This window comes from Prevotella pallens (assembly GCF_900454935.1).
Taxonomy (GTDB): Bacteria; Bacteroidota; Bacteroidia; order Bacteroidales; family Bacteroidaceae; genus Prevotella; species Prevotella pallens.
This window is the reverse complement of sequence record NZ_UGTP01000001.1, coordinates 1,767,452-1,785,298: the sequence shown is the minus strand read 5'-3', so window position 1 is coordinate 1,785,298 and position 17,847 is coordinate 1,767,452. Positions and strand designations below refer to the sequence as shown.

The window sequence follows — 17,847 nt, the reverse complement described above, 5'->3', positions numbered from 1 at the left end:
CCCATAGTTTATTCTTATGTTAATACGATGCAGAAATGAAGGTGTTGTTCCTTAGATATCAATTTGCATTAAATAGTTGGTAATGCGCATCAAATCACTTTTTCTTGTCAATCCATCAGTATATTTCTGTGGAATGGAAGTATAGTCAAACTTTGCTCCGAGCATAGCACAGGCCACAGCAGCGTTGGTGTCGGCATCGCCACCCTCATTAACTACTCTGAGCAAGCCCTCTTCAAAGTCGTTTGCATGGAACAGGCACCATAATGCTGAACCCAGAGCCTTTAGTGTATATCCTATGCTCGAAGGCTCGTCAAGTTCCAGACTCTCAATGCCGTTATAGTATGCCTTGTCGATATATTCTGCGATGCTTTTATCGTATTTGTTTCCGATTGTCATTATCTGTGAGTAGGAAAGCTGTTCGTCGTGCCATATTAAGTGGTTTATAATTTCAGAAACAATAACGCAAGAACCCACACAGCGCGGGTCGAAATGGGTAAGTTTACAGACATCTTCTGCTGTTTGTGCCACATTCTCCTTCTTTAATCCTATTATTGCAGTGCGCATTACAGAACCGTTGGCTGCATTTTTTGTTCGTGTCATTCGCCAAATCAGTTCTGCCACTTGGTGTGGTTTCTCCACATATTCGGCTATCGACAGCACTTTAAGGGTGGTTTGTCCTACACCACGTGTTTCGGGAGCATAGACCCACTGCTTGAAATTCCTTGCAATGGTGTGCAGATTTATGCCCTTATCCTTGATAATAGCATTGGCAATGCACAGCATCATATCCGTATCGTCACTCCAACTGCCTGGCTGGAACTTTGCTCTATGGTAGTCTCTGATGATTTGGCTGTATTCTTTCAGTCCATCAGGATACTTCTCCCTTACTTCTGTCTTCGACATAAATTCAGTGCCCAAACCGAGTGCATCGCCAATGGCTTGTCCGAAAATAGTACCGTATATCTTATCTTTTGTTTCCATTTCTTTTGCTAATTTCCAAATTGCGTTCTCTTGAATTAAAGCGCATAAGTATCATGCTGTATTTTGTTCTTGTTACTTACTATATACTTGTTCTTTGCTACTGTTGAAACTGGTTAGGGCATGTTTTCGTCCGAATAGGAATGGTGAAAGGTGCAGCAGGTCTAAGACTTTGCAGATGCCAAGACTACCGATTACACAGATGGGTAACGAGATGCAAAGAAACAACAAGCGTGTTGAATCGAAAGATAAATAAGGTATAAACACTTTGCAGCATAATGTGAATATGGGCGAGAAAATGTATAGAATCAAAGAGTTGCGCCCTAAAAACAACAGTATTTCTTTCGATTTAATTGGGACGTATGGAAACACAGTTAGCAAGAAAGAAAACACGAAATAGACTATCATTGTACCTCCTACTGTGGCTCTATTGAATGCCGAAGGATAGAAATAAAGAATTGCCAAGACTACAAGCGACCACCACGACCTGCGGAATATGGTAAGAAAGGAAAGTGGACTTTGACGAACAAGAACACCAACAAGGAAATACATTGCACATGTAAACGAGATAATTCCTGATAGAGAAAGGACATAATAAGCTATTCCTAAGATTATAAGGCGTGAAAAGGTGGTGGCTTTTGCCCATCGAAAGACAGAAAAGTAAAGCGTTCCACAGATTATCAGGGTGTGCAGATACCAATACGGGCCTAACGGACGAAGGCATAGCTTGTTGAGCATTACCTCTATTGATAGCGTTGGTATATGGTCTTTTATTGGCAGCAGCGATGCCATAGCTACATATCCCATCTCCATAATAATGTAGGGCACGGCAAGCCACAATACTGTTTGGCAATAACTTTTTATAGGCTTGTGTACTTTCGACAGATAGCCCGATATAATAAGAAAACCAGGCATGTGGAATGTGTAGACGAACCTTTTAAGATAAGGATAACCATCGCCGATATAGGCAAGATGAAAAGTTATCATTAGGAGAATGAACAGAGCCTTGAGAAAATCTAATTCCTCAATTCTTTTCTTTCCTTCTTCGCTTTGGTTAGATGGTATATTCATATTGCTACAGTTGCTTTTATTGTGCAAAAGTACTTATTTTCAGGCTATTTGCCAAACAAATGTTTTACATAAGGTGATAAGATTATGGTGTTTGTATAAGCAAATAGTGGTTGTTCTGAACTTCAAAACAACCACTATAGTTGAACTAAACAAAACACCAGTGTGTGTTATGTGTATGAAATAACTTACTTAACGCATACTTTCTTACCGTTTACAATGTAGATTCCGTGTGAAGGTTGTGTATTGTTTGGCAAGCGTTGTCCGTTAATGGTAAAGATAGTTGTCTGTGTGTTGCTGTCTTGACTAATTATTGTGCTGATACCAGAAAGGTCGTGCTCTGATATTCTGGTGAAATCTCCCCATTGTTCTGCCTCAGCATATTCATTTCTATGACCTTTAGGCACTTTTAGTTCGCATGCAATTTTGTCTACATTCTCAAAGACTCCAGCGCCCATAGCAGCTCCCTTTAATGGAGTGTCGCGAAGACAAGTAATACATTTTAGTTGTTTACAGCCATCGAAAGTGTACATTCCTATCTGTTCCAGACTGGCTGGAAGAGTGATTTCGCTTAATGTTTCGCAACCATTAAAAGCTTCGGCTTCTATACCTTTTAAGTTATCAGGTAGTTTTATGTTCTTCATTGCTGCGCAACTACCGAATGCCCAAGTGCGAATAAACTCTATGGTTGAAGGTAGCGAAACCTCTTTTAGGGCAGTGCATCTGCTGAACATATAGCGTTTAAGTTCGGAGATATTGGCTTTAATGATGGCTTTCTCTAATCCCGTACAATTATAAAAAGCGAAGTCGCCAAGGTCGGTAACAGTTTCTGGTATGGTTACTTCGTTCATTTTTGAGCAAATACCAAAGGCAAGCATACCAATTTTCTTCAGTGTAGGAGGGAAGTTGATGTTTTTAATTTCGTTGCACATAAAGAACGATGCAGCACCGAGTTCTACTGTTCCTTCTGGAATATCGTAGTTGGCAGCCCTCATATTTGGATACGCAATTAGTTTGTTTCCACTTTTATCGAAGAGAACTCCGTCTACATCTTTCAATACTGTGTTATTTGCATCTACTGTGATGCGTTTTAGTCCTGTGCACGATAAGAAAACTTGTTCGCCTAAACTGGTTATGCTGGCAGGCATAGATACCGATGTAACCTGTGTGCAACCTCCAAAAGCATTGTCGCCGATACTAGTTACAGAATATTGTTTACCTTGATAGTTTACGTTGGCTGGAATTGCGACATCGCCTTTTATAGGACTATTATACAATGTTCCTGTTGCCTCTAAGAGCTCATCGAGTTCTGTAGTAACTTGTACATATTGCTTTGTTGCATCTGTTATTTTATAAAAGAGTTTGCCTTCTTGAAAGTCATAATTCTTTTGTTGTGCGCATACCTGCAAGGCTACTGATAGCAGGAATGCTATAATGGGTAAGGTTTTCCTCATAGTTGTTTTTTTTGTTTTTTGCCACTTGTGTGGTGATAGTTTCTTTTAAGTTTATTCTTGCAACTTTTTCTTTACGGAAGAGGAATATTATTCTTCTTCGTCTTCAGGGTCAGCCCACACAACTTGTACGCCCGACGCAAAGTCTTGTGTGCTTTTGCGAGTTTTAGGGTCGCGACGGCTTGCTGGTAAAAATTTACACTTCACTCCTTTTACATTCTTTTTAATGTCGAAGTCTTCTTTGTTTTCTACTGGGTCGCTTTCTACAGTTAGATGAAATCGACCTAATCCATCGAGTACAACAGTATTACCAAGACTTAGATTGTAGCTAATTTCGTCTACTAAAGCCATAATAATACCTGTAACTTCGCCACGTGTAAACGATGTGTTTGACTGGATAGCAGCAGCAAGATCGGCTGTTGATGTTTCTCCGTTGCTTACTACTCGTGCATGCCATTTACCACCTCGATTTGCCTCTTTAAACTTGCTTTGTTGTAGTCTGATACTTATTGCCATAAAGCTCTGCTTTGTTTATTTTGTTTTATTTTGCGTGCAAATATACGTAAATTATGTGCAAATAGCAAGAAAGATATAGGAAAGCAAAGACCACCGCAGCGTGCTTTGTTGCGATGGTCTCTATTATTTTACTGTTCTACATTTATTCTAAACAAAATAGTATGTTATTTATTTAGGATTGTGGTAGACTTTGTTTACTTTATGCTTTCTGAGCCGTCGCAAAAGTTAAGTTGCTTTTACTGTTTAACCACTTTCTTACCGTTTACAATGTATATGCCTTTTGGCAATTTGTTTAGGTTGTTAGAAAGGCGCACACCGCTAAGTGTGTAGATACTTTGCTGTGTATTGTTGGTGTGAGCAACAGGAGTTTCAATAGCTGTTGCATCTTTAACAATAACAACTTTGTCGGTAACTTTTTCTCCGTCTAATGCAATGCAGTGCATATCTTCATCGAACGCTGCTCCTGAAGGTTCTGAAATTTTACAACCAATTAGCGAGAGAGAAGCAAAGTCGCAGATAGAGCCTTTCTCTGTTCCTTCTGCAGTTACATTAGCATTCTTAATAACAAGTTTTTCGGTTGTTCCGTTATATCCAGCAATACCATATTCTGAGCTTTTTACCTTTACATTGCAATCGTCTATGGTTAAATTACTTTTGTTGGCGTAAATAGCACAGTTTTTTTGGCTTTCAGCTTCCAAAGAACCGCCGCCTGTGATGGTAACAGCACCCTCGTACAGAATAGTCGAGTTGTTCTCTGAACATAGATAGTTGTCGCCTATAACCTTTATTGTCAGACCATCTATTTTAGACGAGATGGCATTCTTGTATTTATCTACCTTGATAGATGCATTCTTCAGCGTGAGCGTCTTCGTAGCATTGTCGTACTTTACAGTTCCGCTCACACCTGTAATAAACGACAGGTCGTTGCAATTGCGTGATGTTACTTGTACAAGTGCAATTGTAAGGTCGTAATACTCTTGAGCTTTAATTGCAGTTGTCCACATTGTCGCCATAATGACGAGCATAAAAGAAAGTAATGTTCTTTTTTTCATAATCTTTTGTTTTAATGTTTTATAATTAGATGAACTGTATTATCTGGGTTTAAACTGCTCTAATAGAGTAGGGCAGACAGTTTGAGAGTCTTTAGGTATTATACCGCTGATAGTTTTATTGTATCGTTGGTTAGAAGGTTGTTAATAGCTAGACTATCGCTTGCAAATGTAAATCTTTTTTTTGAAAACAGCAAGCGATAGCCAATAAAAGTGAAAATGTGTTGATTGAGCTGTGTGCTTAATACATTAGTTTTATTCCGATGTAGAAGCAACGTGGGAGCGATGGTCCATAGATATAAGAGGCATCGCGGTTCCACCCTTTGTCTAAATCGCGTTGGTAAGTGTTGCCTATATTCTGAATGCCTGCATTGAGTTGTGCTTTTACTTGTTTGTAAATATCGAGATTGTAGCTTGCTTTCAAACTTAGTGTGAAGAATGATGGTGTTTGCACTGCTATTGGTTTTTCTACTCCTGAGCCTGCTGCGTGCCCTACGAGCATACTTCCATTGTAGTTGCCAGAGAGTGCTATGGACAGATGCTTAGTGGGCGACGACTGCACCGTGAAGTAACCATATATGTTTGGTGTACGCAAGAATTTCTTTTCGGCTGGTGCGTCTTCGTCCCATTCTACGGCTTCTTTGTATTGGCTACGTTGTATGGTGAGTCCGCTTTGCATAGATATCCATTTTGAGTATACGGCTTTTCCTTCTATATTCATACCCCAGACGGTGGCTTGATTGGCATTGAAGCGTTCGAGAATGCGAATGCCGTTTTCATCGTGTTCGTTTAAAACTCGTTGAGCAAATACGTTGTTTAGGTGTGTATAGAAGGTTTCTATTAAGATGTTGGTTTGCACATTGCCAAAGTTATAGTACATATCGGCTGAGAGGCTTAAGCTGTTAGAGCGTTCTTCTTTCAGATTCTTTGCTAAATAGGTTTTTATGCGTTCTCCGCCTGCCATACTTGTGTGCAAATCTTCGTCGAATGTTTGTGGTGCACGAAATCCGCCTGCATAGGTTAAGCGTAAATGAATGTTTTGTGTTGCATTGAAGCGTAGGTTTGCTCGTGGACTGAAGATGAGGTGGTTTATGAGATTGTGTTTGTCGAAACGACCGCCTAAGAGTATGCCCCAATGTTCGTTTTTCCATTCGTTTTGAAATAGCATGCTGCTGGTTCGTACGGTTTGTTTGGTTATGGTGTTGTAGCCGAGTGAGTGGTCGTTTAGTGCGTCGTAAGTGTATTCGGTGCCCAGGGTGAGTTGTGCTGGCATAAAGAAGAGTTGCCCGAAGTTGTGCACAAATTGTATTCCTCCCATTAAGTTTGTATCGTGTGTTTTGCTGTATGCTTTTAAGGCTTCTGCTTTGCTTTCGTCTGAGCCATCGCCTGTGCCTCCATAGTAGCTGTTGCGCGATACGAGTTGGAAAGAGGTGTATGCTGTGAGGTGATTTAGTCCGTTGGGTGTAAAGAGGTCGTAGCTGAGTGAGCCTCCGTTTATATCGTGGTCGAGCTTTTCGGCTATGTTGGATTCGTGTACAGGTAGGTCTAAGTTGTTACCGCCACGGCGATATTCGTTTAGTGCGTGGTATTGCAGTTTCAGTTTAGAATAGTTGTTCAGGCGTAGGAAGGCGCCCATTCCAATGGTTTTGTTTATTAGTTTTGGAAGGTCGGTGTATCCGTCTTGGTCTCTGTCGTAACCTCCACGGTTGCGACTTTGTCCGTATACAGAGAATCCTGCTTTGTTGTTGTTTGACACTATGGACGTGTTCACTGTGGTGTTGTTGTCGAATGTTTTTCCTCCTTCGTAGGCTGTAAAGGTATGTGTTAATTCGGCGTAATTGCTTAATGGTTCTTTTGTAATGATGTTGATGGTTCCGCCTATTGCCGATGAGCCGTATAGTGCTGAGCCTCCTCCTCGTACCACTTCTACTCGTTCTATCATGTTGGCTGGTATTTGTTCTAATCCGTATACTCCTTGCAGGGCTGAGAATACAGGGCGTGAATCGATGAGTATTTGTGAATAGTGTCCGTCTAACCCGTTAATGCGTACTTGCGAGAAGCCACAGTTGGCGCAATTGTCTTCTGTGCGAACGCCTGGTTGAAAGTTTAGTCCTTGTGCCAGACATGTTGAATTGGTAATGTTGAATGTTCGTGTGTCTATTACGTTTACCAATGTTGGTGCGTTGCGCCTTAGCGATATGCTTCGGTTTGACGACACTACTACTTCGTCTAAAGCTATTTCGTCGGTTGTTAGCACAAAGTTTATGGTTTGTTTTGTGTTCTTTTCCACTTCTATGGTTTGCTTTTCGGCGTGGTATCCGGTGGCTCGGGCTTCTATTGTTTGTTTGCCCAGCGGAAGGTCTTCTAAGTGGTAGTAGCCTTCTGCATTGGTAACACTTACAATCATAGTTCCTTCCACTTGTACTGCTACGTGTGGTATTGGCTCGCCTGTGGCTTTACTGGTTATGTGTCCTGCTATGTTTGCATTTGTTTTTAGCTCTCCGTTTGCGTTTGCTGTTATTGGTAGCAGTGTGAGTGTTACAAGCATAATTGTTTTTAGTATATGCTTGGTTTTCAGGTGCAGTTGTTTCATTTCTTGTTTTCTTAATTGTTGTTTTGTTTGTTCTAAAGTATTGAGAACCTTTGTTTTTCGTATAGCTTTTCATCGATGTAAGCTTTACGCTGCAAAGGTAGTATCATTGGTTTGTTTGTGCAATACCTAATATTTAGGATTTTTTATGTATTGTGTTTCTACGAAAAGATGCGTGTGATGAGGCTGAAAGCTTATTAGCTTTTAGTAAATTGTTTATAAGTTTTCTATAAAAAGCTTATAAGCTTTTTTTAAATAGCTTATAAGCTTTCTGTAGATAGCTTATAAGCTTTTTGCGAATAACTTATAAGCTTTTTATTAATAGCTTATAAGCTTTTTGCGCTTTCTTTGGTATGTTTTCTTGCTTTGTTAGTGTATATATTTGGTTTTGTGTAGATGTATTTTTCTGGAAATCAATGGATGTGTGGAATGGGTGGTGGTATAAAAAGATAAGCAGACACTCGGTTTTTCGAGCATCTGCTTATATGAATTGTTGTGTATATTGGCTTGTTTAGCTGCCTTTTGTTTTGTTTTTCTTATTATGTAGTTCTATTATTTTACTACTTTCTTAGTTACTTTCTTTCCATTGCTGTAAGTTATTGTTTTCAGGCTGACGCCTTTTGTGCTTTTATTTATTTTGCGTCCCAATAGGTCGGTATAGGTAATGTTTTCTATTTGTGGGTTATTTTCTACGCCGAATATCTTTGTTGTTGGATTTTTTGCCCATACTATTTCGGAGCGACTAACGTTGTTGTCAATCTTGTGTAGCACTTGAACGCCCACTCTGTTATAGTTTTCAACCTTTGCGTAGAATAGGTGTGTGTTGCCTTGAACGTAGAAGAACTCTTTGTCTTCGAATAGGTATGGAATGTCTGTCATATCTTCGTCTAAGCCCGAATAGATATCTTCGGTAAAAGTCATAGGTTTAGTGTCGGTATCGAAGTATACATTATAATATAGATAGTCGGGCATAATGTATTTTCCATTAACGTCTTTGGTTTCTATGGTGAACTTCACACTCATTCCGTCAGACTCGTCGTAGGGCGAAACCTCTTGTATGGTAGGTGCTGCAGGCTTACGCAAAGTCATGTCGTATGCTTTTATGGTAGGTTCTCCGTATGCAGCCCATGCAACAATGTCTTCTCCCCCTTCGTTTATTAGCATTAGGCTGTTAGGTTTGCTTGTTAGTTGTTTGGTGTTTTTGTCATAGTTGAATACAATTTCATCGGCTTTTGTAGCTTGCATGTGTTTTTTACCTTCGTCGTCGGTTCTGAACGAGCATTTTGCTGGAAGCAGAAAAGCGTAGGCGTGTTCGTCTTCGGCAATTCCTATGTATTGTGTTTTAAACACTGCAGTGTTTCCTTTAATATCGCCTTTAATCCATAGTGCATCTTCTTCGTCTTTGCCGAATGTGTATGGGCATTGAATGTAAGCTTCGTTCTCTGTTATTGCCATTTTTATGTTTTCTTCTTTAGTGTTGCCTTGCACATCGGTGTAAGTCATAGTGAAGTTTTGTGGTTCTGCATCTTCTGGAAGTTCAGTTTGCTCCTCTTCAAATGGTTTTATAACAATGTTCGAGGATGCAAATCCATACCACTTTCCATCGTTATCGGTAAGTCCGATGATAACATTTGGCAAGTCTGTTTCAATGTTTGTTCCTTCGTTTTCTTGCGTCAGTACTCCGTTGTTGAACGTAAAGTTTACATCTCCTTTAAAGTTCTTGTTGTTGTCGTATTCAGGCACATACACCCAGTCTTCACCATCTTTTGCGAGCACCAGTCGAGTAGCATAAAGCTTAATCTTCTCGCTGTTGTCGTCGTATCCAGTGTCAATGGCTTGTGGAGTATGTAACACATATTTGTTTTCGCCGTTTGGCTCCAACTTTGTGTACGAGAAAGTGTAGCATTTTCCAAGTGCGTTGAATATGTAAATGTTTTTATCGCTGCCCATAACATAGTTGGCTAAACCGCAACTTTGTTGGGAGAAATTAGCTCCGCCATTTTCTGGAACCGCACAAATAGATGCACGTTGCAGCTTGTCTATATCTTCTCCATCAGGTTTATCCTTTATAATATCTTCGCTTTTAATGGGCAAAGTTTTCTTTACCACTGCTTTATTGTTACGAACAATTTTAGCTTTGTTCAACGAACTATTGTTTAATTGGACATAAGATGGTGTTTGTGCCATTATGCAATGGCAAATTAGTGTCATAAACGACATTGCAATGAGTTTTCTCATAAGTTTAATGTTTGTCAAAATTATAATAACGATTTATTCTTAAATATATGCTTTTAGTATATGCTTTCATTTGATGTATTGCAAAAGTATAGATTTATTTCGAATTAATATTATTTTATTTAAACTTTTTGAATACTAGAGCCGATTATGGTTATAAAATCTTATTTGTGAATAACAGATATCTAAAACGCAATTGATAGATATCTGTGATGAACGTTACAGATATCTAAGCCGAGTGTTACAGATATCTGAAACGAAAGCAACATAAACATCAGTAAAGTTCCATTTAGTTTGTTGTAACCAGCAGGTGTTGCTTATACTGTTCTCGCCTATATACTGTTGAGCCAGTATAACCTTTATATAGTAGAAATGAGAAAAGGAGCAAAGTAACTCTTTATGGGCTACTTTGCTCCTTTTTAAATATGTGTGTCTGTAAATATATTTTATATTAGTGTGAGCACGTAAAGATAAATAACGGCTGCAGGAATGGCAATGAGCGACGAATCGAAACGGTCGAGCATTCCTCCATGACCTGGAAGAATATTGCCACTGTCTTTTATGCCAAGCGTGCGTTTAAACAAACTTTCTACGAGGTCGCCCCACGTGCCAAAGATAGCCACCACAATGCCGAGCCCAATCCACTGTGGAATGGTTAGCATATTAGGTGCCGTAGGATTTTCGGTAAGATAACCTATTAATATAGCAATAGCAATAACAAAAATGCCACCACCAATGCTACCTTCCCAGCTCTTTGCCGGACTTATGCGCGGAAAGAGCTTATGCTTTCCAAAGAGAGAGCCTGTGCAATAGGCACCAGTGTCGTTTGTCCATAAGAATACAAATATACTTAATGGCAAAAGCATATCTGCCATTATGTTGCCATTCGCATCGTGCTGAAACGCTAATACATTTATTAGCGAGAAAGGCAATGCTATGTACATCTGCCCTAACATAGTATATGCCCAGTTGTTAATAGGGTTCTCGTTCTTTAAATAAAGTTCGGCTATGATGAGATAAATTATGGTAAGAATGTAAGGCACAAACACACTAAAGTCTTTAACGTATCCTAGTCTTAGTCCAGCCATTGCAATGAAGAAATAGACACCAGCCACAACAGAAATGAAACGATTAACGTTTACACCTTCTATCTGCGATACAAGTCCAGTATATTCCCACAAAGTCATTCCAGTAATTACGGCAAAGAGCACAATCATATAGTGCGGTGCCATAAACCCTGCAACCATAACACACACGAAAAGTACTCCTGTAATGGCACGTGTAATAAGATTTTTCTGTTTATCAGTCATAACCTCTCCTCTTTATTCTTTCGTCTTATTGTCTGACTTGTTATTTGTCTTATCGTCAGTATCTGTAGTTGTAGTATCTGCCGTATCGTCAGTATCAGCTTGTTTCATAGAAGCTTCGTGCTCTGCTTGTGCTTGCTTAACACATTCAGGCATAGAATCGAGCGATAGTTTTGCATTCTCTTCTGCATCCATCAATTCTACCGTACGACTAATCCAGGGGCGTTTGCCAAATATTTCTTCTACATCTTCTGCCATAATAACTTCACGCTCTATAAGGAGTTGTGCCAATTTAGCATGTCCTTCACTATGTTCCTCTAATATAGCCTTTGCGCGCTCATATTGTTCGTTTACAGTTTTTAGAACCTCTTCATCAATAATTTTACCTGTTGTTTCAGAATAAGGCTTTTGGAAACTTGCATCGTTGTTATAATAGCAAATATTAGGTAGCTTGTCGCCCATACCAGCGTAGGCAATCATTCCGAATGCGCTTTTCGTTGCTCGTTCCAAATCGTTTATAGCTCCAGTAGAAATATGTCCTGTGAAGAGTTCTTCCGCAGCACGTCCACCAAGCAATGCACACATTTCGTCGAGCATCTGTTCTTTAGTTGTAATAGGGCGTTCTTCTGGCAAATACCACGCAGCGCCAAGCGCCTGTCCACGTGGAACTATGCTTACTTTAACAAGAGGATTGGCAAATTCGCAGAACCAGCTTATGGTAGCATGTCCAGCCTCGTGAAGTGCTATAGAACGCTTTTCGGCAACTGTAAGTATCTTTGTTTTCTTCTCTAATCCCCCAATGATACGATCTACAGCATCTAAGAAATCCTGTCGACCAACAGCAATCTTGTTGTGTCGAGCCGCAATAAGTGCAGCTTCGTTACAAACATTTGCTATATCAGCACCAGAGAAACCTGGAGTCTGTCGTGCGAGAAGGTCTATATCAAGATTTTTCTCCAATTTCAATGGGCGTAAATGCACTTGGAAAATAGCCTTGCGCTCTGGTAAATCAGGTAAATCTACATGAATCTGTCGGTCGAAACGTCCTGCACGAAGTAAAGCCTTGTCGAGCATATCTACACGGTTTGTAGCTGCTAATACAATAACTCCGCTGTTGGTTCCAAATCCGTCCATTTCTGTAAGCAATGCGTTCAATGTATTCTCACGTTCGTCGTTGCCACCCATAGATGGATTCTTAGAACGAGCACGCCCAACAGCATCAATTTCGTCAATAAATATAATAGACGGTGCTTTCTCTTTAGCTTGTCTGAATGCATCGCGAACACGACTTGCACCAACACCAACGAACATTTCAACAAAGTCGGAACCACTCATAGAGAAGAATGGTGCTCCAGCTTCGCCAGCAACAGCTTTTGCCAACAATGTTTTTCCTGTTCCCGGGGGACCAACAAGCAATGCTCCTTTAGGTATCTTACCACCTAACTCTGTATATTTTTGTGGATTCTTTAAAAAGTCTACAATCTCTTGTACTTCTTGTTTTGCACCTTCTTGTCCTGCAACATCTTTAAAGGTAACACCTATTTCGCCACCTTTTTCGTATATTTTAGCCTTTGATTTCCCAACACTAAATACGCCATTACCACCACCGGCGCCACCATTCATTCTGCGCATTATGAAGAGCCAGAAACCTATGATGCAAATCCAAGGAAATAAACCTATAAGAATATCTGTGAAACCGTGTTCGTCTTTATTCTCATAGCTATATCCAGAAATCTTTTTTTGTTTAAGTGCTGTATTTAAAAAGACTTCAAGATTATCAATAGAACCTATCTCGACTGTGATGTATGGTGATTCTCCAACTTGATCTACACCTCTCTTAAATATGTCTCGTATATGGTTTGGACGGACATACATTTGTAGTGTGCTCTCCTTTTTGTTTATGACAACACGTGTGGCATAACCCTTATTAATATAGTTCACAAAAGTGGTATAGTCTCTTGTTGCACTTTCACTTGTAGAGAATATACTATTTAAACTTTTTGACGAAAAGAATAGCACAATAAAAACAAGTGCCATTACATAAAGCCAGTTCATATTGAACTTAGGCATTTTCGGATTGTTGTTTGGATTCTGATTGTCCATTTAATTCATTTAATAAAGATGTAAAATTAATTTTCTTATGGCAACAGTCTTAGTCCAAGTCTGCTATTTGTGTTAATGTTGCATCTTCCCACAAATGTTCAAGGTCGTAATACGCTCTTGTTTGTGGAATAAAGATATGAACAAGCACATCAGCGTAGTCTATTGCCACCCATTGATTTGTACCGAGTCCAGTACAATTGATAGGTTTCTCTCCGTAATATTCTCGAACGTAATCGCTTACTGAGCCTGCAATAGCTTCCACTTGTTGTGGAGAATTACCCTGGCATATCACGAAGTATTTACAAATCGAACCATCAATTTTCGATAAATCTGCAATAACTATGCCATATCCTTTCTTTTCTTGTATTCCTTCAATTATTGTGTCTACTAACTTTTTTTCTGTATTCATTAAAACTCTTTATTATATTAAGGTGCAAAGATACTGTAAATGCATTGAAGAACAAAATAATTCTATTTTATTTTATGTTTTAAAATGATAGATAAGCAATTAGATGGACTATTAGTAGTGGACGTTTTGTTGCATTGAGTGGCTCCCATATATTATTGTTCTCAAAATAAGATTTCGAAAAAAAGTTCTTATAATTTTGCATTTCATTAAAAAAGTAGTAACTTTGCACACGCAATTCTAAAAGGAAACGCAAATATAGTGGGATATGGTGTAATGGTAACACAACAGATTCTGGTCCTGTCATTCTTGGTTCGAGTCCGAGTATCCCAACAATAGTTTAGATTATTATTTAACTAATATATTGTTCCTCAATGTATTAGTTTTTTAATTTTTAGGTAAAAATCCTGGTATGACTTATATCGCAATATGCACATTTATTTTTGTGTATCTATCTATGAATATAATGAATCTCCGCACAAATGTAGTAAAAAAATAGAACACTATGTTGTTGTTCAGCAACTTATGCTAATGCTTAGATTGGGATATTGCAAAATAAGGGACTCTATAATCTTCATCTGAATAAATATCTTTTAGGCACTATAATATTGAGTCATAAATGTTCAGACTTGTTATGATATCTAAGACGTAATTGATAGATATCTAAAATGAATGCGGTAGATATTTGAGATGAATGTAACAGATATCTGAAACAAGAGTAAGTAATATAAAACAGACTTTGCTAAGCATTTAAGGTATCTATTTGGTTACTGTATAAGCAGTTGTTACTACTTATAATTATATCATTTATTTTCTATTGAGTTATAAATGATATATTAATAAAAGAGGGTGTGCCTATTTTGACACACCCTCTTTTATTATCTCAGAACGAATAAGATTTAATCTTTCCTTTCAGTATCAATAGTCTTTATCTTTTGTTTTGTTTCTTCTAATTCATCTTTTAGTTTTTGTACGCGACGATTCATATCATCAATAAGACTATTACCTTTCTTACTACTAATACTAAGGAAACCAATATTGTTTTCGTAAGTATTAATATCTTGTTTTAACTGTTCGAAACGACGAACAAGGCGTCCTCGTTCATTGTCAATAGCATTCTCGCCGCGTTGGGCAACTTTTTTAAGATTGTTACGGAAGTTGTCCATACGTCGGTTAGATGCCTTTATGTTTAATGTTTTATAGAGTTTATCGAGAGTGTCATGATACTCTTTAAACATTTTATCTTTTTCTTTAAAAGGTACGTGTCCTATTGCGTTAAATTCATCTATGAGTTTACGCATTTCTTCTTGCAAATTATCGACAGTGCTTTCTGTAAGCTGTTTTAGTTTATTGATAATCTCATTTTTCTTTGTTAGGTTCTCACGTTCTTCGTTTCGTTCATCGGCATGACTTGCGTTACGAGCTTCAAAGAAATGATTGCAAGCAGCAAGAAAGTTTTCCCAAAGCTGATCGCCTAATCGTTTGGGTACCATTCCTATTGTTTTCCATTCCTTCTGTAATGCAATGAGTTTATCCGATGTTTTTTTCCAATCAGTAGAGTCTTTCAACGCCTCTGCTTTTTCTACAAGCTCTTGTTTACGTCTTGCATTATCAGCGTACTTTTCTTTTAGTTCTTTGAAGAAATCTCCTTTTTTCTTGAAGAAGTCATCGCATGCAGCACGGAAGCGTTCGAAGATTTTAGCATTCATTTTTTGAGGTGTAAAACCTATACTTCTCCATTCTTGCTGTAAGCTAATAATAGCTTTTGAGTGATTATCCCAATCGCTAATGTTCTTTCGTTCTTGTTTAACGATAGATTCTATTTTTTCGCAGAGAGCAGTTTTCTTACTTAAATTTTCTTCTTCTGCAGCACGAATTTGTTCAAAATGTTGTTGGTGTCGCTTATTTATTACGGTACTAGCTGCTTTAAAGCGCTGCCATATTTGTTCGCGAAGCTCTTTTTCTACTGGTCCTGTTTCTCTGTATTCTTGGTGTAAATCTTGAAGTTGATGGAAAGCACTAATAACATCGCTTTCGTCTGCTAATTTTTCAGCAGCTTCACAAAGTTTTGTTTTCTTTTCAAGATTCTTTTTAAAATCGTATTCACGTGCCTCACGATTAAGATTTAATAAATCATAATACTGTTCAACGTAGAGCTGATAGTTACGCCACAATTCATTAACCTTTTCTGATGGTACAGGTTTTATGTTTTTCCATTCTTGTTGTAGCGTTTTAAACTCCTGAAAATCTTTATTTGCTTCTTCTGGAGTAGTAGCCATTGTTTTTATTCTTTCAATAATGGCTTCTTTCTTTTTCAAATTTTCTTGTTTAAGCTCTTCTTGTTCCAAAAATGCTTTTTGACGTTTTTCTTTTATAATAGTCATCTCAGCTCTGAATGCCTCTTCATCGTCGTCCGGTAGTACTTGGTATTTCTCTGGGTCACCTCCTGCTTCGAGATAAGCTTTTTGTTGTGCATCGCGTTCAGCTGTGTGTATCCTATAAAACGATGTTTTTAGATGATCTACTTCTGCTTTCTCTGGAATATCTTCGCTATTAGCAATCTCCTTTGCTCGTTTTACAATTTCTTGTTTAGAGTAATAAACCTTCTTAGCGAGGGTATTCTCGTCCCTTAATTGTTGGTTATTGTCTTCCGTTGTTACCGTTTTTGTAGCATCGTCTGATGTTACTTCGGCATTTTGTACGGTTTGTTCTACAGTCGTTTCAGGCTGTTTTACTTCTTCTAATCCCTGATTAAGGGTATTCTCTTGAGAGTCCATCATTTCACTATTAGTTTATGATTCGAGTTTTTTCATTATATATACAGTGTAACAACCTTTTATAATGGCTACAGACACCGTACTATTTAATAAGGTGCAAACTTAGATAAAAAGTTTTAAACCACCTAAATTTATACTTGTTTTTTTATTTAATTCAGGAATTCTCTTTCTTTAGATAAGAAAATGTCTGCTATTTTTGATTATATCAATCGTTTGTGTCGTAAAATCCACCACGTAACTCCTGAGACGATAACAGACAGTATAAGTGCTATAACAAATCCCCACTCTGATGTTTCCATACCATTAACAAGATTCATTCCAAAAAGAGACGATATGAGTGTAGGGAACATCATTATAATAGAAACCGATGTAAGAGTACGCATTACCGTATTCATATTATTATTAATGATACTTGAATAAGTGTCCATAGTCGATTCGAGAATATCTGTATATATACTTGTTATCTCTCGTGCCTGACTCATTTCGATGTTTACGTCTTCAATTAAGTCTGCATCCAATTCATCAACTTGTAATTTGAATTTTAGTTTAGCCAATAAATTCTCATTACCACGAATAGAAGTAACAAAATAAGTAAGCGAATCTTGAAGACGACTAAGACCAATAAGACTTTCGTTGTTCACTTCTTGGTCGAGATTGTGTTTTGCTTTATCAATTAAATTACTAATTTGTTTTAATCGTTTCAGATACCAAACAGCAGAACAAAGGAACAATCGGAAAATCATATCTACATAATCTGTAAATCCTACTCCACGTTTCTGTTGGAACGAAACAAAGTCGAGCATCATATTTGTTTCGAAGTTACAGACAGTGATTGTTACATCGCGTTTATGAATGATACCTAAAGGGACGGTAGTATAAGGTGTACGCGAACGAATTTCTTTTACGTATGGGATACGTAAAATAATCAACATCCAACCATCGTCGTATTCATAACGTGCACGTTCATCGGTATCGCTAATGTCTGAAATAAAATAATCTGGAATATTATAAGTTTCTTCTAATTCTTGTTGTTCTTGTTCTGTGGGGCAAGTAACTTGTATCCAACAGTTAGGTTGCCATTCTTTAATTGTGTTTAGTTTCCCATTAATGTTCCAATATGTCTTCATTCTGCTAATCTCCAATTAGTTAAATTCAGGCGCGGATTAGCAGATACAATATGCTATCCTCGCTCTATTTGTTTAAAACATTCGAAAGATAATCGTCCATTTATAAAATAATATTGATTCTATGTTTGCAAAAGTAACAAGAAAAATCCGTTAATACAAACAAAACATAAAGTTTTTATTTTGTATTAACGGTTTTATTTGACTATAAAAAATAACATATCCCTATTAGCCTACAAAAGA

The 17,847-nt window shown here is 38.0% G+C and carries 12 protein-coding genes and 1 tRNA gene; 1 reads left to right on the top strand and 12 read right to left on the bottom strand.

The window, feature by feature from the left end; all coding sequences use genetic code 11:
• Positions 1 to 51 precede the first annotated feature (51 nt).
• From DX009_RS07575 to rsfS, 10 genes are all read right to left on the bottom strand, one after another.
• Positions 52 to 981: an ADP-ribosylglycohydrolase family protein gene (locus DX009_RS07575; RefSeq protein ID WP_115083571.1), complete on the bottom strand. Its 930-nt coding sequence runs from the start codon at positions 979 to 981 to the stop codon at positions 52 to 54.
• A gap of 72 nt (positions 982 to 1,053) precedes the next feature.
• The gene (locus DX009_RS07570) at positions 1,054 to 2,049 is read right to left on the bottom strand and encodes an acyltransferase family protein (RefSeq protein WP_115083570.1); all 996 of its coding nucleotides are present in this window, start codon (positions 2,047 to 2,049) and stop codon (positions 1,054 to 1,056) included.
• 185 nt (positions 2,050 to 2,234) lie between these two features.
• Positions 2,235 to 3,500, bottom strand: a complete 1,266-nt coding sequence (locus tag DX009_RS07565) for a leucine-rich repeat domain-containing protein (protein WP_115083569.1) — start codon at positions 3,498 to 3,500, stop codon at positions 2,235 to 2,237.
• Positions 3,501 to 3,587: 87 nt separating this feature from the next.
• Positions 3,588 to 4,013: an HU family DNA-binding protein gene (locus tag DX009_RS07560; protein WP_115083568.1), complete on the bottom strand. Its 426-nt coding sequence runs from the start codon at positions 4,011 to 4,013 to the stop codon at positions 3,588 to 3,590.
• A 236-nt stretch (positions 4,014 to 4,249) separates the two neighbouring features.
• Positions 4,250 to 5,065: a peptidase gene (locus DX009_RS07555; RefSeq protein ID WP_115083567.1), complete on the bottom strand. Its 816-nt coding sequence runs from the start codon at positions 5,063 to 5,065 to the stop codon at positions 4,250 to 4,252.
• Between the two features lie 238 nt (positions 5,066 to 5,303).
• Positions 5,304 to 7,655: a TonB-dependent receptor gene (locus tag DX009_RS07550; RefSeq protein WP_115083566.1), complete on the bottom strand. Its 2,352-nt coding sequence runs from the start codon at positions 7,653 to 7,655 to the stop codon at positions 5,304 to 5,306.
• Positions 7,656 to 8,204: 549 nt separating this feature from the next.
• Positions 8,205 to 9,890 carry a hypothetical protein gene (locus tag DX009_RS07545; RefSeq protein ID WP_147278670.1) on the bottom strand — a complete coding sequence of 562 codons (1,686 nt, stop codon included), beginning with the start codon at positions 9,888 to 9,890 and terminating at the stop codon, positions 8,205 to 8,207.
• A 443-nt stretch (positions 9,891 to 10,333) separates the two neighbouring features.
• Positions 10,334 to 11,197, bottom strand: a complete 864-nt coding sequence (locus DX009_RS07540; RefSeq protein ID WP_006044433.1) for a phosphatidate cytidylyltransferase — start codon at positions 11,195 to 11,197, stop codon at positions 10,334 to 10,336.
• 12 nt (positions 11,198 to 11,209) lie between these two features.
• The gene (gene ftsH, locus DX009_RS07535; protein WP_115083564.1) at positions 11,210 to 13,297 is read right to left on the bottom strand and encodes an ATP-dependent zinc metalloprotease FtsH; all 2,088 of its coding nucleotides are present in this window, start codon (positions 13,295 to 13,297) and stop codon (positions 11,210 to 11,212) included.
• Between the two features lie 49 nt (positions 13,298 to 13,346).
• Positions 13,347 to 13,706: a ribosome silencing factor gene (rsfS, locus tag DX009_RS07530; RefSeq protein WP_006044435.1), complete on the bottom strand. Its 360-nt coding sequence runs from the start codon at positions 13,704 to 13,706 to the stop codon at positions 13,347 to 13,349.
• A gap of 259 nt (positions 13,707 to 13,965) precedes the next feature.
• Here rsfS and DX009_RS07525 point away from each other — a divergent pair.
• Positions 13,966 to 14,036: transfer RNA gene (locus DX009_RS07525), tRNA-Gln, on the top strand.
• A 566-nt stretch (positions 14,037 to 14,602) separates the two neighbouring features.
• Here the strand turns inward: DX009_RS07525 and DX009_RS07520 are convergent.
• A complete protein-coding gene (locus DX009_RS07520) occupies positions 14,603 to 16,483 on the bottom strand; it encodes a DUF349 domain-containing protein (protein WP_115083563.1) in 1,881 nt (626 codons plus the stop codon).
• Between the two features lie 197 nt (positions 16,484 to 16,680).
• On the bottom strand, positions 16,681 to 17,607 hold the full coding sequence (locus tag DX009_RS07515) for a magnesium transporter CorA family protein (protein WP_006044438.1): 927 nt from the start codon (positions 17,605 to 17,607) through the stop codon (positions 16,681 to 16,683).
• Between the last annotated feature and the right edge of the window lie 240 nt (positions 17,608 to 17,847).